Origin of the sequence: Xanthomonas campestris pv. campestris str. ATCC 33913, assembly GCF_000007145.1 — a bacterium.
Classification (GTDB): Bacteria; Pseudomonadota; Gammaproteobacteria; order Xanthomonadales; family Xanthomonadaceae; genus Xanthomonas; species Xanthomonas campestris.
In genome coordinates, this window is the sequence record NC_003902.1 from 1,130,116 (window position 1) to 1,148,491 (window position 18,376).

Annotated in this window: 16 protein-coding genes and 4 tRNA genes; 16 read left to right on the forward strand and 4 right to left on the reverse strand. The window is 64.4% G+C overall.

The features are described 5' to 3' along the window. Positions 1-31: 31 nt before the first annotated feature. The 8 genes from clpP to XCC_RS05080 all read left to right on the forward strand — a co-directional run bounded on the left by clpP (position 32) and on the right by XCC_RS05080 (position 7,673). Positions 32-658 (forward strand): ATP-dependent Clp endopeptidase proteolytic subunit ClpP, encoded by a 627-nt coding sequence (gene clpP / locus XCC_RS05045; RefSeq protein WP_011036184.1) that lies wholly within the window; start codon positions 32-34, stop codon positions 656-658. Between the two features lie 124 nt (positions 659-782). Continuing rightward, positions 783-2,069, forward strand: a complete 1,287-nt coding sequence (gene clpX, locus XCC_RS05050; protein ID WP_011036185.1) for an ATP-dependent Clp protease ATP-binding subunit ClpX — start codon at positions 783-785, stop codon at positions 2,067-2,069. Between the two features lie 144 nt (positions 2,070-2,213). After that, the gene (lon, locus tag XCC_RS05055; RefSeq protein WP_011036186.1) at positions 2,214-4,685 is read left to right on the forward strand and encodes an endopeptidase La; all 2,472 of its coding nucleotides are present in this window, start codon (positions 2,214-2,216) and stop codon (positions 4,683-4,685) included. Between the two features lie 214 nt (positions 4,686-4,899). After that, entirely contained in the window at positions 4,900-5,172 is a 273-nt protein-coding gene (locus XCC_RS05060; RefSeq protein WP_002806049.1) for an HU family DNA-binding protein, read from the forward strand. Positions 5,173-5,183: 11 nt separating this feature from the next. After that, positions 5,184-5,258, forward strand: a tRNA-Val gene (locus XCC_RS05065). 29 nt (positions 5,259-5,287) lie between these two features. Beyond that, positions 5,288-5,364 (forward strand) — tRNA-Asp (locus XCC_RS05070). Between the two features lie 96 nt (positions 5,365-5,460). Then, positions 5,461-5,537, forward strand: a tRNA-Asp gene (locus tag XCC_RS05075). Positions 5,538-5,702: 165 nt separating this feature from the next. After that, complete coding sequence (locus tag XCC_RS05080; protein ID WP_011036187.1) at positions 5,703-7,673, forward strand: peptidyl-prolyl cis-trans isomerase; 1,971 nt, start codon at positions 5,703-5,705, stop codon at positions 7,671-7,673. Between the two features lie 1,472 nt (positions 7,674-9,145). On the opposite strand, the gene XCC_RS05090 is transcribed toward XCC_RS05080, so the two are convergent. Continuing rightward, complete coding sequence (locus tag XCC_RS05090; protein WP_011036189.1) at positions 9,146-10,312, reverse strand: lytic transglycosylase domain-containing protein; 1,167 nt, start codon at positions 10,310-10,312, stop codon at positions 9,146-9,148. Next, on the reverse strand, positions 10,309-11,076 hold the full coding sequence (gloB, locus tag XCC_RS05095) for a hydroxyacylglutathione hydrolase (RefSeq protein WP_011036190.1): 768 nt from the start codon (positions 11,074-11,076) through the stop codon (positions 10,309-10,311). The genes XCC_RS05090 and gloB overlap by 4 nt, the downstream gene beginning before the upstream one ends. Before the next feature lie 12 nt (positions 11,077-11,088). On the opposite strand from gloB, the gene XCC_RS05100 reads away from it, so the two are divergent. Genes XCC_RS05100 through dnaQ form a run of 3 tightly spaced genes read left to right on the forward strand, consistent with a single transcriptional unit; the run spans position 11,089 to position 12,968 of the window. Further along, on the forward strand, positions 11,089-11,745 hold the full coding sequence (locus XCC_RS05100; protein WP_011036191.1) for a hypothetical protein: 657 nt from the start codon (positions 11,089-11,091) through the stop codon (positions 11,743-11,745). Between the two features lie 24 nt (positions 11,746-11,769). Next, positions 11,770-12,222 carry a ribonuclease HI gene (rnhA, locus tag XCC_RS05105; RefSeq protein WP_011036192.1) on the forward strand — a complete coding sequence of 151 codons (453 nt, stop codon included), beginning with the start codon at positions 11,770-11,772 and terminating at the stop codon, positions 12,220-12,222. Positions 12,223-12,230: 8 nt separating this feature from the next. Then, positions 12,231-12,968 carry a DNA polymerase III subunit epsilon gene (gene dnaQ, locus XCC_RS05110; RefSeq protein ID WP_011036193.1) on the forward strand — a complete coding sequence of 246 codons (738 nt, stop codon included), beginning with the start codon at positions 12,231-12,233 and terminating at the stop codon, positions 12,966-12,968. 31 nt (positions 12,969-12,999) lie between these two features. Here the strand turns inward: dnaQ and XCC_RS05115 are convergent, their stop codons facing one another. Then, positions 13,000-13,704: a PP2C family protein-serine/threonine phosphatase gene (locus tag XCC_RS05115; protein ID WP_011036194.1), complete on the reverse strand. Its 705-nt coding sequence runs from the start codon at positions 13,702-13,704 to the stop codon at positions 13,000-13,002. A 197-nt stretch (positions 13,705-13,901) separates the two neighbouring features. On the opposite strand from XCC_RS05115, the gene XCC_RS05120 reads away from it, so the two are divergent. Together XCC_RS05120 and XCC_RS05125 are read left to right on the forward strand one after the other, a co-directional pair. Then, positions 13,902-13,992, forward strand: a tRNA-Ser gene (locus XCC_RS05120). A 308-nt stretch (positions 13,993-14,300) separates the two neighbouring features. Beyond that, a complete protein-coding gene (locus tag XCC_RS05125; RefSeq protein ID WP_011036195.1) occupies positions 14,301-14,705 on the forward strand; it encodes a DUF6165 family protein in 405 nt (134 codons plus the stop codon). A 52-nt stretch (positions 14,706-14,757) separates the two neighbouring features. On the opposite strand, the gene XCC_RS05130 is transcribed toward XCC_RS05125, so the two are convergent. Next, entirely contained in the window at positions 14,758-15,804 is a 1,047-nt protein-coding gene (locus XCC_RS05130; RefSeq protein ID WP_011036196.1) for a glycosyltransferase family 9 protein, read from the reverse strand. A 20-nt stretch (positions 15,805-15,824) separates the two neighbouring features. On the opposite strand from XCC_RS05130, the gene XCC_RS05135 reads away from it, so the two are divergent. From XCC_RS05135 to moaA, 3 genes are read left to right on the forward strand one after another with little or no spacing between them, the layout of a single operon-like run. After that, the gene (locus XCC_RS05135) at positions 15,825-16,574 is read left to right on the forward strand and encodes a 3-deoxy-D-manno-octulosonic acid kinase (RefSeq protein ID WP_011036197.1); all 750 of its coding nucleotides are present in this window, start codon (positions 15,825-15,827) and stop codon (positions 16,572-16,574) included. After that, positions 16,574-17,326 carry an MBL fold metallo-hydrolase gene (locus XCC_RS05140; protein ID WP_011036198.1) on the forward strand — a complete coding sequence of 251 codons (753 nt, stop codon included), beginning with the start codon at positions 16,574-16,576 and terminating at the stop codon, positions 17,324-17,326. The genes XCC_RS05135 and XCC_RS05140 overlap by 1 nt, the downstream gene beginning before the upstream one ends. Next, the gene (gene moaA / locus XCC_RS05145; protein ID WP_019237906.1) at positions 17,326-18,357 is read left to right on the forward strand and encodes a GTP 3',8-cyclase MoaA; all 1,032 of its coding nucleotides are present in this window, start codon (positions 17,326-17,328) and stop codon (positions 18,355-18,357) included. The genes XCC_RS05140 and moaA overlap by 1 nt, the downstream gene beginning before the upstream one ends. Positions 18,358-18,376: the final 19 nt, after the last annotated feature.

The following is an 18,376-nucleotide window of genomic DNA, read 5'->3' on the forward strand; positions in this document are numbered from 1 at the left end:
GGCACAGGCCGCTGCCACAACAGGAAGACTGATGAGCATTGTGACTAAAGCCCTGAACCTGGTGCCCATGGTGGTCGAGCAGACCAGCCGTGGCGAGCGTGCGTATGACATCTACTCGCGTCTGCTGAAGGAGCGTCTGATCTTCCTGGTCGGTCCGATCGACGACCATATGGCCAACGTGATCGTGGCGCAGCTGCTGTTCCTGGAAGCGGACAACCCGGAAAAGGACATCAGCATCTACATCAATTCGCCCGGTGGCGTGGTCACCGCCGGCATGGCGATCTACGACACCATGCAGTACATCAAGCCGGACGTGAGCACGATCTGCGTGGGCCAGGCGGCCTCGATGGGCGCGCTGCTGCTGGCATCCGGTGCGGCCGGCAAGCGCTATGCGCTGCCGAATTCGCGCGTGATGATCCATCAGCCGCTGGGCGGCTTCCAGGGCCAGGCGACCGATATCGACATCCACGCCCGCGAGATCCTGACCTTGCGTTCGCGCTTGAACGAGATCCTCGCCAAGCACACCGGCCAGTCGCTGGAGACCATCGCGCGCGACACCGAACGCGACAACTTCAAGAGCGCGGTCGATGCACAGGCTTATGGCCTGGTGGATCATGTGCTGGAACGTCGTCCGGAAGAGTCGATCCAGCCGTCTTGAGTCGCAGACGCCTGAAATTGCTGGAAAAACTGGCAGGGTCGGGCTGGACGAATGTCTCCCGACCCTGTGCTATTCTCGAAATCGAACCCCCGTGCATCGGGTGGGGTAACTGGGTAACAGAAGCATGAGCGAAGACCGCCAAGGTCGTTCCGGCGACAGCAACAAGATTCTCTACTGCTCGTTCTGCGGTAAGAGTCAGCATGAGGTCCGCAAGCTGATTGCCGGTCCCAGCGTATTCATTTGCGATGAGTGCGTGGAGCTGTGCAACGACATCATTCGCGAGGAACTCGAAGAGAAGGCGCAGTCGGCACGTTCCAGCCTGCCCAAGCCGCGCGAGATCCTTGAGGTGCTGGACCAGTACGTGATCGGTCAGCTGCGCGCCAAGCGCACGCTCGCGGTGGCGGTGTACAACCACTACAAGCGGATCGAGAGCCGGAGCAAGAACGACGAGGTCGAACTTGCCAAGTCCAACATCCTGCTGGTCGGCCCGACCGGCTCGGGCAAGACGCTGCTGGCCGAAACGCTGGCGCGCCTGCTCAATGTGCCGTTCACGATTGCCGATGCCACCACGCTGACCGAAGCCGGCTATGTCGGCGAGGACGTGGAAAACATCATCCAGAAGCTGCTGCAGAAGTGCGACTACGACGTCGAGAAAGCGCAGCAGGGCATCGTCTACATCGATGAAATCGACAAGATCTCGCGCAAGAGCGAAAACCCGTCGATCACCCGCGACGTGTCTGGCGAAGGCGTGCAGCAGGCGTTGCTGAAGCTGATCGAAGGTACGGTGGCTTCGGTGCCGCCGCAGGGTGGGCGTAAGCATCCGCAGCAGGAATTCCTGCAGGTCGATACCAAGAACATCCTGTTCATCTGCGGCGGCGCGTTTGCCGGGCTGGACAAGGTGATCCAGGCGCGTTCCAACGATGCCGGTGGTATCGGCTTCGGCGCCAAGGTCAAGAGCAGCGAGCGCAAGCAGGAAGTCGGCAAGATCCTGGCCGAAGTCGAGCCGGAAGACCTGATCAAGTTCGGCTTGATCCCCGAGTTCGTCGGCCGCCTGCCGGTGGTCGCCACGCTCGAGGAACTCGATGAGCCGGCGCTGATCAAGATCCTGACCGAGCCGAAGAACGCCATCACCAAGCAGTTCAAGAAGCTGTTCGAGATGGAAAGCGTGGAGCTGGAGTTCCGTCCGGATGCACTGTCGGCGATCGCCAAGAAGGCGCTCAAGCGCAAGACCGGCGCGCGTGGCCTGCGCACCATCGTGGAATCGGTGCTGCTGGATACGATGTACGAACTGCCGTCACAGGAAAACGTGAGCAAGGTGGTGGTGGATGAATCGGTGATCGAACACAAGTCCGAGCCGTATCTGATCTACCAGGCCCAGCCGGCTCCGGCCAAGGCCGCGTCTGGCGACTGAGGCCTCGCGGCGATGCCGGCAGGCCGTGGCCTCGCTGGCGGCTAAAGGGTTTCCGACCGCTACTTGCAACACCTCGCCGATGGCCCCATAACGGGGCCATCGGCTTTTTTTACGCCCCAATTCCTCGATCCCGCGGAGCGCCCCATGGCCCAGTCCCAACCAGAAATTCTCGATCTGCCAGTGTTGCCGCTGCGCGACGTGGTGGTGTTTCCGCACATGGTGATTCCGCTGTTCGTCGGCCGTGACAAGTCGATGCGCGCGCTGGAAAAAGCCATGGAGGCGGACAAGCGCATCCTGTTGGTTGCGCAGAAGTCGGCCGAGACCGACGACCCGGCAGCGGGCGATCTGTACACGGTCGGCACGCTCGCCCAGGTGCTGCAACTGCTCAAGCTGCCCGATGGCACGATCAAGGTGCTGGTCGAAGGGTTGTCGCGCGTCACCGTCGACAAGGTGGCGGAACAGGACGGCGCCTTGCAGGGCCGCGGCACCGAAGTGGAAGCCAGCGATGCACGCGAGCCGCGTGAGCTGGAGGCGATTGCGCGTTCGCTGATGTCGCTGTTCGAACAGTACGTCAAGACCAACCGCAAGCTGCCGCCGGAATTGCTGCAGACCCTGGCCGGCATCGATGAACCCGGACGTCTGGCCGACACCATTGCCGCGCACATCGGCGTGCGTTTGGCTGATAAGCAACGCCTGCTCGAAATCACCGAGATCGGCGACCGGCTGGAGCTGCTGGTTGGTCTGGTCGATGGCGAGATCGACGTGCAGCAGCTGGAAAAGCGCATCCGCGGCCGCGTCAAGTCGCAGATGGAAAAGAGCCAGCGCGAGTACTACCTCAACGAACAGATGAAGGCGATCCAGAAGGAACTGGGCGATCTGGACGACGCGCCCGGCGAACTGGAAGAACTCGCCCGCAAGATCGCCGAGGCCGGCATGCCCAAGCCGGTCGAGACCAAGGCCAAGGCCGAACTCAACAAGCTCAAGCAGATGTCGCCGATGTCTGCCGAAGCTGCGGTTGTGCGCAACTATCTGGATTGGTTGCTCGGCGTGCCGTGGAAGAAGCGCACCAAGGTTCGCAAGGATCTCAAGGTTGCGCAGGACACCCTGGATGCCGATCACTACGGTCTGGACAAGGTCAAGGAACGCATCCTTGAGTACTTGGCCGTGCAGTCGCGCGTGAAGCAGATGAAGGGCCCGATCCTGTGCCTGGTCGGCCCGCCGGGTGTGGGTAAGACGTCGCTGGGTCAGTCGATCGCCAAGGCGACCAACCGCAAGTTCGTGCGCATGAGCCTGGGTGGCGTGCGCGACGAGGCCGAGATCCGTGGCCATCGCCGGACCTATGTCGGTTCGATGCCGGGCCGCCTGGTGCAGAACCTCAACAAGGTCGGCAGCAAGAATCCGCTGTTCCTGCTGGATGAGATCGACAAGATGTCGATGGACTTCCGTGGCGATCCGTCGTCGGCGTTGCTGGAAGTGCTCGACCCCGAGCAGAACCACACCTTCAACGACCACTATCTTGAAGTGGATCTGGACCTGTCGGAGGTGATGTTCGTTGCCACCTCCAACTCGCTCAATATCCCCGGCCCGTTGCTGGACCGCATGGAAGTGATCCGCATCCCCGGCTATACCGAGGATGAAAAGCTCAACATCGCCATGCGCTACCTGGTGCCCAAGCAGATCAAGGCCAATGGCTTGAAGCCGGAAGAGATCGAGATCGGCAGCGATGCCATCCAGGACGTGGTGCGTTACTACACGCGTGAGTCGGGCGTGCGTAACCTTGAGCGCGAAGTGGCCAAGATCTGCCGCAAGGTGGTCAAGGAAATCGCATTGGCCGGCCCGCAGCCGGCGGCCAAGAAGGCGGTCGCAAAGAAGGCCAAGCCCAAGGCGCTGGTGACGGTGACCTCCAAGAACCTGGACAAGTATCTGGGCGTGCGTCGCTTCGATTTCGGTCGTGCAGAAGAAGAGAACGAGATTGGCTTGGTGACCGGTCTGGCATGGACCGAGGTCGGTGGCGAACTGCTGCAGATCGAGTCCACGCTGGTGCCGGGCAAGGGCAACCTGATCCTCACCGGTCAGCTGGGCAACGTGATGAAGGAGTCGGCATCGGCGGCCTTGTCGGTGGTGCGCTCGCGCGCAGAGCGGCTGGGCATCGATGTGGATTTCCTGCAGAAGCAGGACGTGCACGTGCATGTGCCCGACGGTGCCACGCCGAAGGATGGCCCCAGCGCAGGTATCGCGATGGTGACCTCGCTGGTGTCGATCCTGACCAAGGTGCCGATCCGTGCGGACGTGGCGATGACCGGCGAAATCACCTTGCGCGGCCGCGTCTCTGCGATCGGCGGCTTGAAGGAGAAATTGCTGGCGGCATTGCGCGGCGGTATCCGTACCGTGTTGATCCCCGATGAGAACCGCAAGGACCTGGCGGACATCCCGGCCAACGTCACGCGCGATCTGAAGATCGTGCCGGTGAAGTGGATCGACGAAGTGCTGGATCTGGCCCTGGAGCGCCCGTTGGCGCCGAAGAAAGCCGGCAAGGAAAAAGCACGCAAGACCGCCTCGCGTGTAGCGGTGCGGGGCAAGTCGCGTACCACACCGGGCACCCGCGTCAAGCATTAAAGTGCGCTCTTTAAACCCAGGCAAAACAGGCCAAAACCCGCGTCGTTATTGGGTTTTGGCTTGCGCGCGCTTGGGTGCGCTGGTATAAATGCACGACTCGTGGGCGCGGCAAAATGTGATGCGTCACGCGATACCACTTGTGTCGGGTTCTTCGCTAACGGCAAGAGCGCCGATTGTCGATTCCGCGGCATCTGCCGCAAAGGGAGTTTCAAGAATGAATAAAACCGAATTGATCGATGGCGTTGCCGCTGCTGCTGACATCTCCAAGGCTGAAGCCGGCCGTGCTGTCGACGCGGTTGTGAGCGAAATCACCAAGGCGCTGAAGAAGGGCGACGCTGTCACCCTCGTTGGCTTCGGCACCTTCCAGGTCCGCGAGCGCGCTGAGCGTACCGGCCGCAATCCGAAGACGGGCGACAGCATCAAGATCGCTGCTTCGAAGAATCCTGCATTCAAGGCTGGCAAAGCCCTGAAGGATGCAGTAAACTAATTGACTCGCTAGGGTGCTTAGCTCAGCGGTAGAGCGTCTCCCTTACACGGAGAGGGTCGGGGGTTCGAAACCCTCAGCACCCACCAGATAAGCACCAGGCAAAAGTTTCAAGCGCGGAGCGGTAGTTCAGCTGGTTAGAATGCTGGCCTGTCACGCCGGAGGTCGCGGGTTCGAGTCCCGTCCGCTCCGCCAGTTACACCGAAGCCCCTGAGCAATTGGGGGCTTCGTTTTCTCCGCAGCATTTGCATTGAGCGGATGTCGTGGAGAGAAGATATCCAAGTTTAAAGCGGAGCGGTAGTTCAGCTGGTTAGAATGCTGGCCTGTCACGCCGGAGGTCGCGGGTTCGAGTCCCGTCCGCTCCGCCAGTTTTTCCAAGCCCTTGGCCTTGTGCCGGGGGCTTTTTTTTGGCCGAGGTCAATGCGTTCCGTTGGCAACCGGACAAGCGGCTGGCGCTACGGTGGTGTCGGGCTGGGTGCCCGGCTGCGAAGCGCGTTACACTGCGCGGCTCGCCCACAGGCCGTGATTTGCCAATGCTGCAGAAACTTCGCGACAAGACGTCAGGCTGGATCGCTACCGCCATCCTGGGGTTGCTGATGATTCCGTTCCTGTTCGTCATCGACAACAGCTACCTTGGCGGCATTGGCGCCAACAACGTGGCCAAGGTGCAGGCACCCCCGACATGGTGGAAGTCCGCACCGTCATGGTGGCCGGTCTCGCTGCTGTGGCAGCACCATGAGATCAGCACGCAGGATTTCCGTGCGCGCTTCGAACAATCGCGTATGCAGGAACGTCAGCGCCAGGGCGAGAATTTCGACCCGCGTCAGTTCGAATCGCGCGAGAACAAACTGCAGGTGCTCGATCAGTTGGTCGACGAGCAGGTCGTGCGTTTGGGTGCGGAAGATGCGGGAATCGTGATCGGTGATGCCACCGTGCGCGATTACATCGCCAATATTCCGGCCTTCCAGATCGATGGCAAGTTCAGCCCCGATCAGTATCGCGCAGCGCTTGCGCAGGGCACCCCGCCGCGCACGCCTGCGCAGTTCGACGCGCTGGTGCGCGATAGCTTGCAGCAGTCGGTGATTCCGCAAGCGGTGGCCGAATCGGGCTTTGCGACCAAGAGTGAATTCGAGCGCCTGCTCACCTTGATGGGCGAGACGCGCGATGTCGAGTTGGCGATGCTGCCGGAGCCGACCGCCGATACCGCGCCGGTCAGCGATGCACAGATCAAGCAGTGGTACGACGGGCATCCGCAGGATTTCCGCCAGCCGGAAACTGTGACGATCGAATACGTCGAGCTCAATGCAGCTACCTTGCCGCCCGCCACCGCGGCTGACGAAGCAACGCTGCGTAAACGCTATGAAGAAGAGAAGGCACGGTTTGTCGAGCCGGATCAGCGTCTGGCATCGCACATCCTGATCAGTGCCGGCAGCGATGCCGCTGCGCAGAAGGCCGCTGAAGAAAAAGCGGCCAAGCTGGCTGCCGAGGCCAAGCAGCCGGGCGCGGACTTTGCTGCGCTGGCCAAGGCCAACTCGCAGGACCCGGGTTCCAAGGACGCCGGTGGCGATCTGAGCTGGGTCGAGAAGGGCACGATGGTCAAGCCGTTCGAAGACGCGCTGTTCGCGATGAAGGCAGGCGATGTGGTCGGCCCGATCAAGACCGAGTTTGGCTACCACGTGATTCAGTTGCGTGAGGTCAAGGGTGGGCAGGGCAAGTCGTTCGAGCAGGTGCGTGACCAATTGGCTGCCGAGCAGCTCAAGGCCGACGCCGACAAGGCGTTTGCCGACCTGAGCGGCAAGCTCGTCGACCAGGTCTACAAAAACCCCACCGCGCTGGAGCCGGCGGCCAAGCAGGTCGGCCTGCCGGTGCAGACGCTGGGCCCGTTCTCCCGAACTGATGCCAGCGGCATTGCCGCCAACCCGGCGGTGCTGCGCTCGGCGTTCTCCGAGACGCTGGTGCAGGACGGTACGGTGAGCGACCCGATCACCATTGCGCCCAATCACAGCGTGGTGTTGCGCGTGACCAATCACACCGCCGAACAGACACTGCCGCTGGACAAGGTGCGCGAGAAGGTGATTGCCGCAGTGCATGCGGACCGCACCAAGAAATCTGCGGTGGCTGCGGCCGACGCGCTGCTGGCGCGTGTGCAGAAGGGTGAAACCCTGCAATCGCTCGCGGCGGCCGAAAAGCTGCAGGTCACGCCGATTCCGGGGCTGCCGCGCACCGCGCCGGTGCCGACGCCCGCCGCCAATCGCGCGATCTTCAGCGCCCCGCGCCCTACCGAAGGCAAGCCGTCGGTTGGCAAGGTTGAGCTCACTGGCGGGCGTTATGCGGTGTTCGTGGTGAGTAAATCGACCCCGGGCGATCTTAAGCAGATGCCGGCCGAGCAGCAGACCATGCTGCGCGAGCAGCTGAGTCAGATCGACGGCGGCAATGCGGCGCAGGCCTACGTCAAGGAAATGCGCAAGCGCTACAAGATCCAGATCGAAGAAGCGCAGCTGTAAGCCCTTCTGATATCGATAAAACGGAAAAGCCCGGCATCACCGGGCTTTTCTTTGGCCGAGATACGGAGCCATTGTGGCTTGGTGGTCTGTTGTTTGGTGAGCGCGACGGTTGTGGACAGGGGTGTGGGCAGGCGCGTGGTACGACCGTGCGCTGTAGCGATCTGCTGGAGGTGGTAATGAGCAAGCGTGCAGAAGCTGCTCGATTGGTCTCAACTCCTGGTGCGCTAGGCGGAGCACCGGAGCCCGCTTGTGTGCCGACGGGTGACCGCGATTGTGGCGGACCAGCGTCGCCGAACTGTCGCTAGCCCTGTACGCGGTGTACTCATGAAATGAGTTCTGCAGTAACGCGTGGGTCTAGCCTGACGATGGAGTGGCGCAGAGCACCGCTTGGCGATTCACCTGCGGAGACCGTTGGTTTGATTTGCATCCGCCGAGTAGGCGAAGTGGAGAGCAGCCACACGTGATTGCTGACTCCGGGCGACAGATGCTCGTGCTCAAACAAACCGGCCGATCGGATATATCTGCGAAGGCTTACATGACGTGTGTGATTCTCGCTGTCGCTGTAGATCTGGTTTTGCATGCATTTGCTCTGCTAATCGACGCCGATCGGCTGCCGCTATACCACAGACTCTGCTCCGGCCTTGCCGTTCGCTCTTGCTCCTGCTTCACCCAGTCGCCTTAAAGCGAGCCGAGCACCGCAGCTGCGCGGGGCCGAAGAGGCGCCCTTTTCTGAGCGCAGCGAGTTTGGGCGCCGTGCCGCGCGTGGCGAGGAGCACAGGGCACCGGTGCAGCTTCACCGCACCGCACCGCACCGGATCGCGTCGGCGACAGCGGTTTTGGTTCCTTTTGCCAAGACAAAAGGAACTCGCGCCGCAGGCGCGAAAGCTCTGCACTTGCCTGCTTCACGCTTCGTACTCCTGCTGCAGTGGAGGGTGCCCAACCGCTCGTCACCACTCAAAAGTACAGACGCCGAAATCTCGTCCGCCTCCTGTGCCTCTCCTGGGAAAGAACTGGATGCGTGCATGAGCGGAACGAGTTAGACGCGCGCGCCGCGTACAGCGCGCCAGCGTAGCGTCACCGGATCGACGTGCGTCGGCGAAAGCAGCTTTGGTGGCTGCTACCTAGACAAAGAACCTCGCGACGCATGCGCGAAAACCTAGCACTTGGTGTGCTCCGTGCTTGGTTCACCATGTGCCGAGGTGGGCGCCCCAAGCCAAGCGTCACGCCCCGGCCAGTGTGAGCAACTTTGCACGCATCGGCCCCTCGGGCGCGTTCTCCCGACGACAGATCACTGCTCAGGAAAGCTCGGCCGCAGGCAAATAATTGCTCAAGGAATAGCGGGGCCGCGCAAAGCGCCTTTGTCGCCGCAGGCTCTCAAACGCGATGCCCGGAAAATGCTGCAGCTATGCAGCCGCGCGGTGCAGTGCACGCCGAGCAATTACCGGCGAATCACCGCAAGCGCAGCTATGGGCTCAGGGCGAATCTTCGAACGACAGCACCATGCCCGGCTTCAACACCGCGCGCTTGTCCAGGCCATTGCTGGCAAGCAGCGTGGTGACCGTGATTCCGTAGCGCTTGGCGATGGCCCATGCGGACTCGCCATTACGCACGGTGTGCGTGCGCGCGCTGCTGCGCTTGGAGGTCTGGACGCTGGCCACCGCAGTGGTGGCATTGCCGTCATCCGTATCTGCAAGGGCGCCGCGATCGGCCAGGGCGACAACAGCGCCAGCTGACCCCGGTTGTGCTGGCGCGATTGGCGCCAGCACATGCACGCCGCGCGGCGCTGCACGGGCGCTGGCCACTGCCGGGTTGAGGCGGGCCAGCAGTTGCGGTTCCAGGGCGCGTTGCCCAGCCCAGGTGGTGAGGCTGGTGCCGGCCGGCAATGCGTGCTCGGTCAGCACTGGCACCGGGCGATCCAGCGACGTCATCAAGGTCCCTTGCTCCTGCGCATGGTCAAGCACGCACGCCAGCGTGTGCAGCTTTTCCACGTATTCGTAGGTGACCTTGGACATGCCTGGCAACTCGGCCGGCCGGGCGTTCTGCGCATTCATGCCGGCGCTGCGCATGGCCTGCAAGACGCGGTATTCGCCAGCGTTGTAGGCCATGAGCGCCAGGCGCCAGTCGCCGCCGAACATGCCGTACAGGGTCTTGAGATAGCGCACTGCCGCGGTGGTGGAGTCCACCGCCGACAGGCGGCCGTCGTACTGGGCGCCGACCGGCACGTGGTGATTGCGCGCGGTAGTGGCGATGAATTGCCACAGGCCTGCCGGGCCGCTGCCGTTGCGTGCGCCGGGCCGGTAGCCGCTTTCCACGAAGGGAATCAGGGCGAATTCGGTGGGCATGTCGGCTTCGCGCAGCTGGTCGACCACGTAACCGAACAGCGGGAGAACGTCCTGGCCATCATCGGCCAGGCGGGCCGGAGCGCGGGAGAAGTGCTGCTCCCAACGCCGATCGCTGTGCTCGGTATCGCAGCCCGGGTCGGCACGTCCTTCCAGGAAGGAGGCAAAGATATCCCGGCCGTTGCGTACGGCCGGTGCTGGGCTGCTGACGGTGGAAGAGGTGCTTGGCTCGCTGGCGGAGCCGGCGACCGGTGCGGCGGCCGACAGAGCGGCCAACACACCCAGAAGCAGGCGCCTCATGCGCGAAATGCGTCTTTCCAGCGCCGAAGTTCGGCAAATACGTCTACATCGCTCGTTATCGAAATGCTTGCGTGCGCGGCGGCCGCGGCGCGAATTTCGGGAGTATGCAGACGCAGGAACGGATTGGTGGCCAGTTCACTCTTGAGCGAAATCGGCAGGGTAGGACGGGCTGCATGACGCATTGCCTGGGCTTCCTGTTGACGGCGCTGCAAGGCAGCGTTGGTGGGATCGACGTGCAGCGCGAAGGCCGCATTGGCCAAGGTGTACTCGTGGCCGCAACACACAAGCGTCTCGCCTGGCAGGGAGGCCAGACGCTGCAAGGCGTCGAACATCTGTGGGGGCGTACCTTCGAACATCCGCCCACAGCCTAGGCTGAACAGGGTATCACCACTGAACAGGTGCCCGTCACCTACATAGGCGACATGGCTGCGGGTGTGGCCGGGGACTTCCAGCACCGCAAAGTCGATGCCCAGGGCCGTCACAGTGTCGCCGTGGGCGACGTGGCGGGTGGCCGAAGGCATGCGTTCGTCGTCCGGCCCGTACAGTTCCAGCGCCGGAAAATGCTGCTGCAGCTCCGCCACACCACCGATATGGTCGGCATGGTGGTGGGTCAGCAGGGCGGCCACCGGAGTGAAGCCCTCACGCTGCGCGGCCTCCAGCACCGGTGCTGCCTGGCCAGGGTCGACGATCACTGCACGGCCATCATTGGCGACCAGGGCCCAGATGTAGTTGTCGTCGAATGCGGGCAGGGCGGTGAGTCGCATAGAATTGGGACCATGCCTGCCACGCCGTTCTCCCGTCAAGCTGGTGTCTCATCCTGGTTTGAAACGGGCGGAGGCCGCAGCCTGCTCCAGCTGGAGCGCCAATTGGCGCTCGCGGCGATGCAGACGCGCCCGTCGCAGCCCTGGCTGTGGGTCACTCCGACCACCGATCTGCCACCGCGCGAGGCCCTGCAGGGGCGCGGCTTGCGGCTGTATCGCAGCGGTAGCCGCTTTGGCGGCGACGCACGCTGTGCGCTGCCGTTCCCGCTGCCGGCCGAGAGCCTGCAGGCCATCGTGGTGCAGCATGCGGTGGTCAATGGGGCGGCGGAGTTCCTGGCCGAATGCGAGCGGGTGCTGATGCCGGGTGGGCGGCTTTGGTTGTTCACGCTCAATCCGCTGAGCCCGTACCGGTTCCGCTGGGCGCGTCGTGGCCCGGTGGCGCTGCGCCCGGATCGGTGGCGGCTGCTGGCGCAGCGGGCCGGGCTGCAATGCGTGGACAAGGAGCGGTATCTGGGGCCGATTTGGGGCCCCGGCCGCGGCTCCACCGATCCGAGCCGTGCGCCCTGGCGTGCGGTGTATCTCCTCGAAGTGGAAAAGCGTGCCGCAGCGCCGATCGGTCCGACGCCGATCGCCCTGCCGTCGCGTTGGCCGCAGCCTGTGGCCACGATCTGACATCGCAATCCAAATTAGGTCCTGATGAAATCCATTGAAGTCCATACCGACGGCTCTTGCCTCGGCAATCCCGGGCCGGGCGGCTGGGCCGCCTTGCTGCGCTACAACGGCCGCGAGAAGGAACTGGCCGGCGGCGAAGCCAATTCCACCAACAACCGCATGGAGTTGATGGCGGCGATCATGGCGCTGGAAACGCTCACCGAGCCATGCCAGATCCTGCTGCACACCGATTCGCAATACGTCCGCCAGGGCATCACCGAGTGGATGCCTGGCTGGGTGCGGCGCGGCTGGAAGACCTCCGGCGGCGACCCGGTCAAGAACCGCGAGCTGTGGGAGCGGCTGCACGCGGCCACCCAGCGCCACAGCATCGAATGGCGCTGGGTGAAAGGCCACAATGGCGACCCGGACAACGAGCGCGTCGACGTGCTTGCCCGCAATCAGGCCATCGCCCAGCGCGGTGGCCTCGCAACATCGTAAGAGGACGCATGCGTCAGATCATTCTCGATACCGAAACCACCGGCCTGGAATGGCGCAAGGGCAACCGCGTCGTCGAAATCGGTGCGGTGGAACTGCTGGAGCGCCGCCCGAGCGGCAACAACTTCCATCGCTATCTGCGGCCGGACTGCGACTTCGAGCCCGGCGCGCAGGAGGTCACCGGGCTGACCCTGGAATTTCTGGCGGACAAGCCGGTGTTTGCCGAGGTGGTGGAAGAGTTCCTGGCCTACATCGACGGCGCCGAACTGATCATCCACAACGCCGCGTTCGACCTGGGTTTCCTGGACAACGAACTGTCGCTGCTGGGCGATCAGTTTGGCCGCATCATCGACCGCGCCACCGTGGTCGATACCTTGATGATGGCGCGCGAGCGTTATCCCGGTCAGCGCAACTCGCTGGACGCGTTGTGCAAACGGCTGGGCGTGGACAACTCGCACCGGCAGTTGCATGGCGCCTTGCTCGATGCGCAGATCCTGGCCGATGTCTACATCGCGCTGACCTCCGGGCAGGAAGAGATCGGCTTCGGCGCGATGGATGCCGGCCAGCATGCCGAAGGCGGCGAGGGCATGATCGCGTTCGATCCGTCGCTGTTGCTGCCGCGCCCACGCGTGGTGGTAACGCCCTCGGAGCTGCAGGCACACGAGGCGCGTCTGGAGCGGCTGCGCAAGAAGGCCGGGCGTGCGCTGTGGGATGCGCCGGAGTTGGACGAGGTCGCGGTCGCCAGCTAAGGCGACGCTGAAGGACGCGCTGCCCGCGCAGTCAGTGACTACGCACCAGGATGGCGGTGATGTTGTCCGAGCCGCCGCCATCGAGTGCGGCGGCGACCAGGCATTCCACGCATTCCTGGGCACTGCAATCGGCCTGCGACAGCGTTGTAGCGATCGCGGTGTCGTCCACTTCTTCGGTCAACCCATCGCTGCATAACAGCAGCTGCATGCCCGACTTGAGCTCGCCCTGCATGGTGGCGACATTGAGATGGGCCGGGTCGGTGACGCCGAGCGCCTGGGTGACGACATTGCGATGCGGATGCGCGCGCGCCTGCTCGCTGGTCAATGTGCCCTGGGCGATCAGTTCCTGCACATAACTGTGGTCCTGGCTCAGTTGCGCCAGCCGACCGTCACGCCATAGGTAGGCGCGGCTGTCGCCCACCCAGGCCACTTCGAAACGCTGCCCGAGCACGCGCGCGGCCACCACGGTGGTGCCCATCGGCAGGGTGTCGTTGCAGCGGCGCGAGGTCTTGATGATTTCCTCGTCGGCGATGCGCACTGCCTGGGCCAGCGGCGTACCGGCACGCACTTCGCGCACGATGGTTTCGCGCGCCAACGCACTGGCCACCTCGCCGCAGGCATGGCCACCCATGCCGTCTGCCACCAGCCACAGCCCCAGCTCGCTGTCGCCGTAGTACGTGTCCTCGTTGAGGTCACGGCGCAGGCCCACGTGGGTGAGGTGTCCGAATTCGAGCATGGTGCGGGGTCGCCAGGATGAGATGTGCCGCACCATCATCGCGGCCCCGCAGGCGGCGGGCAACCGATGGGGTGCAATGGCCGTGGCGGATGTTCACGCCGGCCCTGCCACTGCGGTCTCTGCGGGAGGCCGCGCCCGCTTGTGGCAAACCGCGTGTGCCCGTATGATGCACGGCCCCGGGACACCGGGGACCATCTGGAGAGGTGGCAGAGCGGTTGAATGTACCTGACTCGAAATCAGGCAGGCGTTTATAGCGCCTCGGGGGTTCGAATCCCCCCCTCTCCGCCAGATTGTGGTGACGCGTTGTGCCAATGCCGCGTGAGTTTCGCCGGCGTCATTGGGGGGTGAGAAGCCCCGGGTTCGACAGACGTCATCGCCGTCTGCACGGCGAAGCCGCCCAAAGGGCGAAGGCACGTAGTGCCGAGTGAATCCCCCCCTCTCCGCCGGATCGTGGTGACGCGTTTTCGATGCTGCTTCTGTTTTCTGCGCACTCTGCGTCATCGCTACATCAGCCCCCGCAAGGGGGCTTTTTGTTTTCGGGTCGCAGCCCGCCGGCGCTATGCCTACAATTGCCGATTCTTCGTTGGAGGTCTGTCATGTCCGAGATCCTGGTGCCGGTGTCCTTTGGTGAGCTGCTCGACAAGATCGCGATTCTGCAGATCAAGTCCGAGCGCATGCAGGACGCGGCCAAGTTGGCCAACGTGCGCAATGAGCTTTCGGCGCTGGAAACCAGCTGGATGGCGCATCCGGCTGCTGGCCACGACATCGTTCGCCTACGCGCGGAGCTGAAAGCGGTCAACGAGCGGCTGTGGGTGATCGAGGACGACATTCGCCTCAAGGAACAGGCGCAGTCCTTCGACGATGCCTTCGTGCAGCTGGCGCGCAGTGTCTATATCGAAAACGACGAGCGCGCGCGCATCAAGAAGGAGATCAACCTGGCGTTGGGGTCTTCGTACGTGGAAGAGAAGTCCTACCAGGACTACCGCGCCAGCGGCGCCTGATGCGGGCTGATCGTCGGCGCGTGTTGCAGGCGCGCCGACGCTGATCAGTAGCTCAGTGGTGATCTGCGCGATAGCGCTCGAACGCGGCGATGGCATCGTCGACGCTGATCAAGGTCATCACGTCTTCGAACTCGATCTTGGTACCCCACTTGAGCTGCGCGGCCGGCTTGCCCAGGTGCTTGCGTGCGGCGTCGTCGTAGCGATCCACGCAATAGCGCACATCCGAATACGGGCCGCTGCGTCGCGGGTTGCTGGCGGCATGCAGGCCGAGCACCTTGGTGCCCATCGCGTTGGCGATATGCATCGGCCCCGAATCCGGTGTGACCACCAGCGCGGCACGGGCGAGCAGGGCGGGCAGCTGCTTGAGCGTGTCCTTGCCGACCAGATCCAGTACCGGCGTTCTTGCCGCCGCGATGATGGCATCGGCAGTGCTGCGCTCCAGCCCGCTACGCCCGCCGCACAGCACCACCCGCCAGCCCTGCGCGGCAGCATGGTCGGCCAGCGCAGCGTGCCGGTCCGGGTACCAGTTGCGCCGCACGTGGCTGGAACACGGCGAGATCATCAACACCGGGCGCCCATCGTCTTGCCACTGCGCCTGGGCCCACGCATGTGCGTCGGCAGGCACCGGCAGGTTCCAGCGCACCTCGGTCTGCCGAAGGCCCAGTGGCTCGGCGAAGCTGCCGATGGCGTCCAGAACATGTATGCACGGGCGGTCGGCGATGCGCTCGTTGACGAACAGGCCGTGCAGGTCCTTCGAGCGGCTGCGGTCGTAGCCGATGCGCCGGCGCGCCGGTACGAACGCCGACAGCACGTTGGCACGAAACGCGACCTGCATCTGCAGCAAGGCATCGAAGTGGCCATGCGCGGCCAGCGACTGGCGCACTGCGCGCATGCCGGCCAGCCCGCTGCGTTTGTCGTAGGCATGGAATTGCACGCCGGGCAGGCCGTCGAGCAATTTGAGCCCGGCCTTGTCGATGATCCAGTGCAACTGCGCCTGCGGAAAGCCCGCCTGCAAGGTGTGCACCAGCGGCACCACGTGGGTGACGTCGCCCAGGGCGGACAGGCGCAGCAGGCATAACGAAGCAGGCGTAGAAGCCATGGTGTTGTTAGACTCGATGGATGGTTTCTTTCGACGCCACTGAAGCGCTGACGCCGTACCGCGAAGGCCGCGGGTACGGCGCCATTCTGTTCGACCGCGAACGGCTGCGGCAAGCCGACGCCGGGCTGTTCTCGCCACAGCGCTGGGGCGACAGGGCGCGTCCGGTGGACGAGGGCGGGCGCGGTGGCGCGTGGTTCGTGGATGCCCCGTTTGGCCACAGCGTGCTGCGCCAATACCGGCGCGGCGGCATGGCCGCACGCGTGAGTCGCGACCAATACCTCTGGAAAGGCGCCGGGCGCACGCGCAGCTTTGCCGAATTCCGGCTGATGCGTGAGCTGCTCAAGCGCAAGCTGCCGGTGCCGCGCCCGTTGGCGGCCTGCTATCTGCGCGAAGGCCTCGGCTACCGCGCTGCGTTGTTGATGGAGCGGCTGGAGAACGTGCGGTCGCTGGCCGACCATGCACAGGTGGCTGGCCGCGGCGCGCCGTGGGAAGACACCGGGCGGCTGATCGCGCGTTTCCACCGCGCCGGCCTGGATCACGCCGATCTCAATGCGCACAACATCCTGTTCGATGCCGGCGGGCATGGCTGGCTGATCGATTTCGACCGCGGCGTGCTGCGTATTCCGGCCACTCGCTGGCGCGAGCGCAACCTGGCCCGCCTGCATCGTTCGCTGCTGAAGCTGCGCGGCAACCGCACCCGCGAAGACGTGGACAAGGACTACGAGCGCCTGCACCGCGCCTACGAGCTGGCCTGGGGCCGGGGCTACTGATGGAGTGGGCTTTGCGGGTGCAGGGGGTCGGCAATGCGTCGGCCGTGGCGCTGGGGTCGCCGATGGCCACGCTGGAGCGTGGCGGTGCGCCGTGGCTGACCATCGACTGCGGCAGCGAAGGGCTCACCAGCTATCAGGCCCATTACGGCCAGATGCCACAGGCGGTCTTCATCACCCACGTGCATCTGGACCACGTCGGCGGGCTGGAGCGCTTGTTCGTGGACAGCTATTTCTCCGAACGCCGCGGTCGCACCCGCCTGTACGTGCCGGCGCCGGTGGTGCCGCTGCTGCAGCGGCGGCTGGCCGACTACCCGAACGTGCTGGCCGAGGGCGGTGCAAACTTCTGGGATGCATTTCAGCTGGTGCCGGTGGGCGAAGCCTTCTGGCACGACGGTGTGCGCCTGGAAGTGTTCCCGGTGCGCCACCACTGGCCGGAGACCGCTTACGGGCTGCGCCTGCAGGGTGCGCTGGTCTGGACCGGCGACACCCGGCCGATCCCGGAGATGCTGGCGCGCTATGCCGATGACAGCGAGCTCATCGCGCATGACTGCGGCGTTCACGGCAACCCGTCGCATACTGGTGTGGATGACCTGGAGCGGGAATACCCGCAGGACCTGTTGAGCCGCATGTGGCTGTATCACTACGCCAGCAACGCCGACGGCGACGTGCTGCGGGCACGCGGCCATCGCGTGGCTGTACCTGGCCAGGTGCTTGCGCTGGCAACACCCACTGCCGCCATGGCGCCGCGCTGATGGGTGCCCTGATGCTGCCGGACCTGAGCGCCGCACCGATGCAGGACCGCTACGGCCGGCCGCTGCGCGACCTGCGCTTGTCGGTGATCGAGGCCTGCAATTTTCGCTGTGGCTACTGCATGCCCGCCGACCGCGTGCCGGACGATTACGGGCTGGACGCTGACCAGCGGCTGAGCTTTGACCAGTTGGAAACCCTGGTGCGCGCCTTCGTGGCGGTAGGCGTGACCAAGCTGCGCCTGACCGGCGGCGAGCCGTTGTTGCGCAAGAACCTGCCGGTGCTGATCCAGCGCCTGGCGGCGATCGAGGGCATCGAGGACCTGGCGCTGACCACCAATGGAGCGCTGCTGGCGCGCCAGGCCGTGGCCCTGCGCCAGGCCGGGCTGCGCCGCATCACCGTGAGCATGGATGCGCTGGAGCCTGCGCTGTTCCGCCAGATGAGTGGCGGGCGTGGGGAGATCGACCAGGTGCTGGCCGGCATTGCCGCGGCCGAGCAGGCCGGGTTCAAGCGCCTGAAGATCAATTGCGTGGTGCAGCGCGACGTCAACGAAGACCAGGTGCTGCCGTTGGTCGAGCACTTCCGTGGCACCGGGCATGTGTTGCGTTTCATCGAATTCATGGATGTGGGCAGCTGCAATGGCTGGCGGCCCGAGGCGGTGGTGACCTCCGCGCAGTTGCGCGACCGGATCCATGCGCGGTGGCCGTTGGCGCCGCTGGATGCCAACTACACCGGCGAAGTGGCGCAGCGGCACGCATTTGCCGACGGGCTGGGCGAGGTGGGCTTTGTCAGTTCGGTCAGCGTGCCGTTTTGCGGCGATTGCCAGCGCGCGCGCGTCTCTGCCGATGGGCACCTGTACACCTGCCTGTTTGCCAGCCAGGGGCATGACCTCAAGCCGGCACTGGCCGAGGGCGAGCAGGGCCTGGCCACGCATCTGCGCCAGCGCTGGAGCGTGCGTGCGGACCGCTATAGCGAAGTGCGCGCGTCCACCTCCCGGCGTCGCAAGCCGGTCGAGATGTTCCTGATCGGCGGGTGAGCGCTGCTGACGCAGTTGC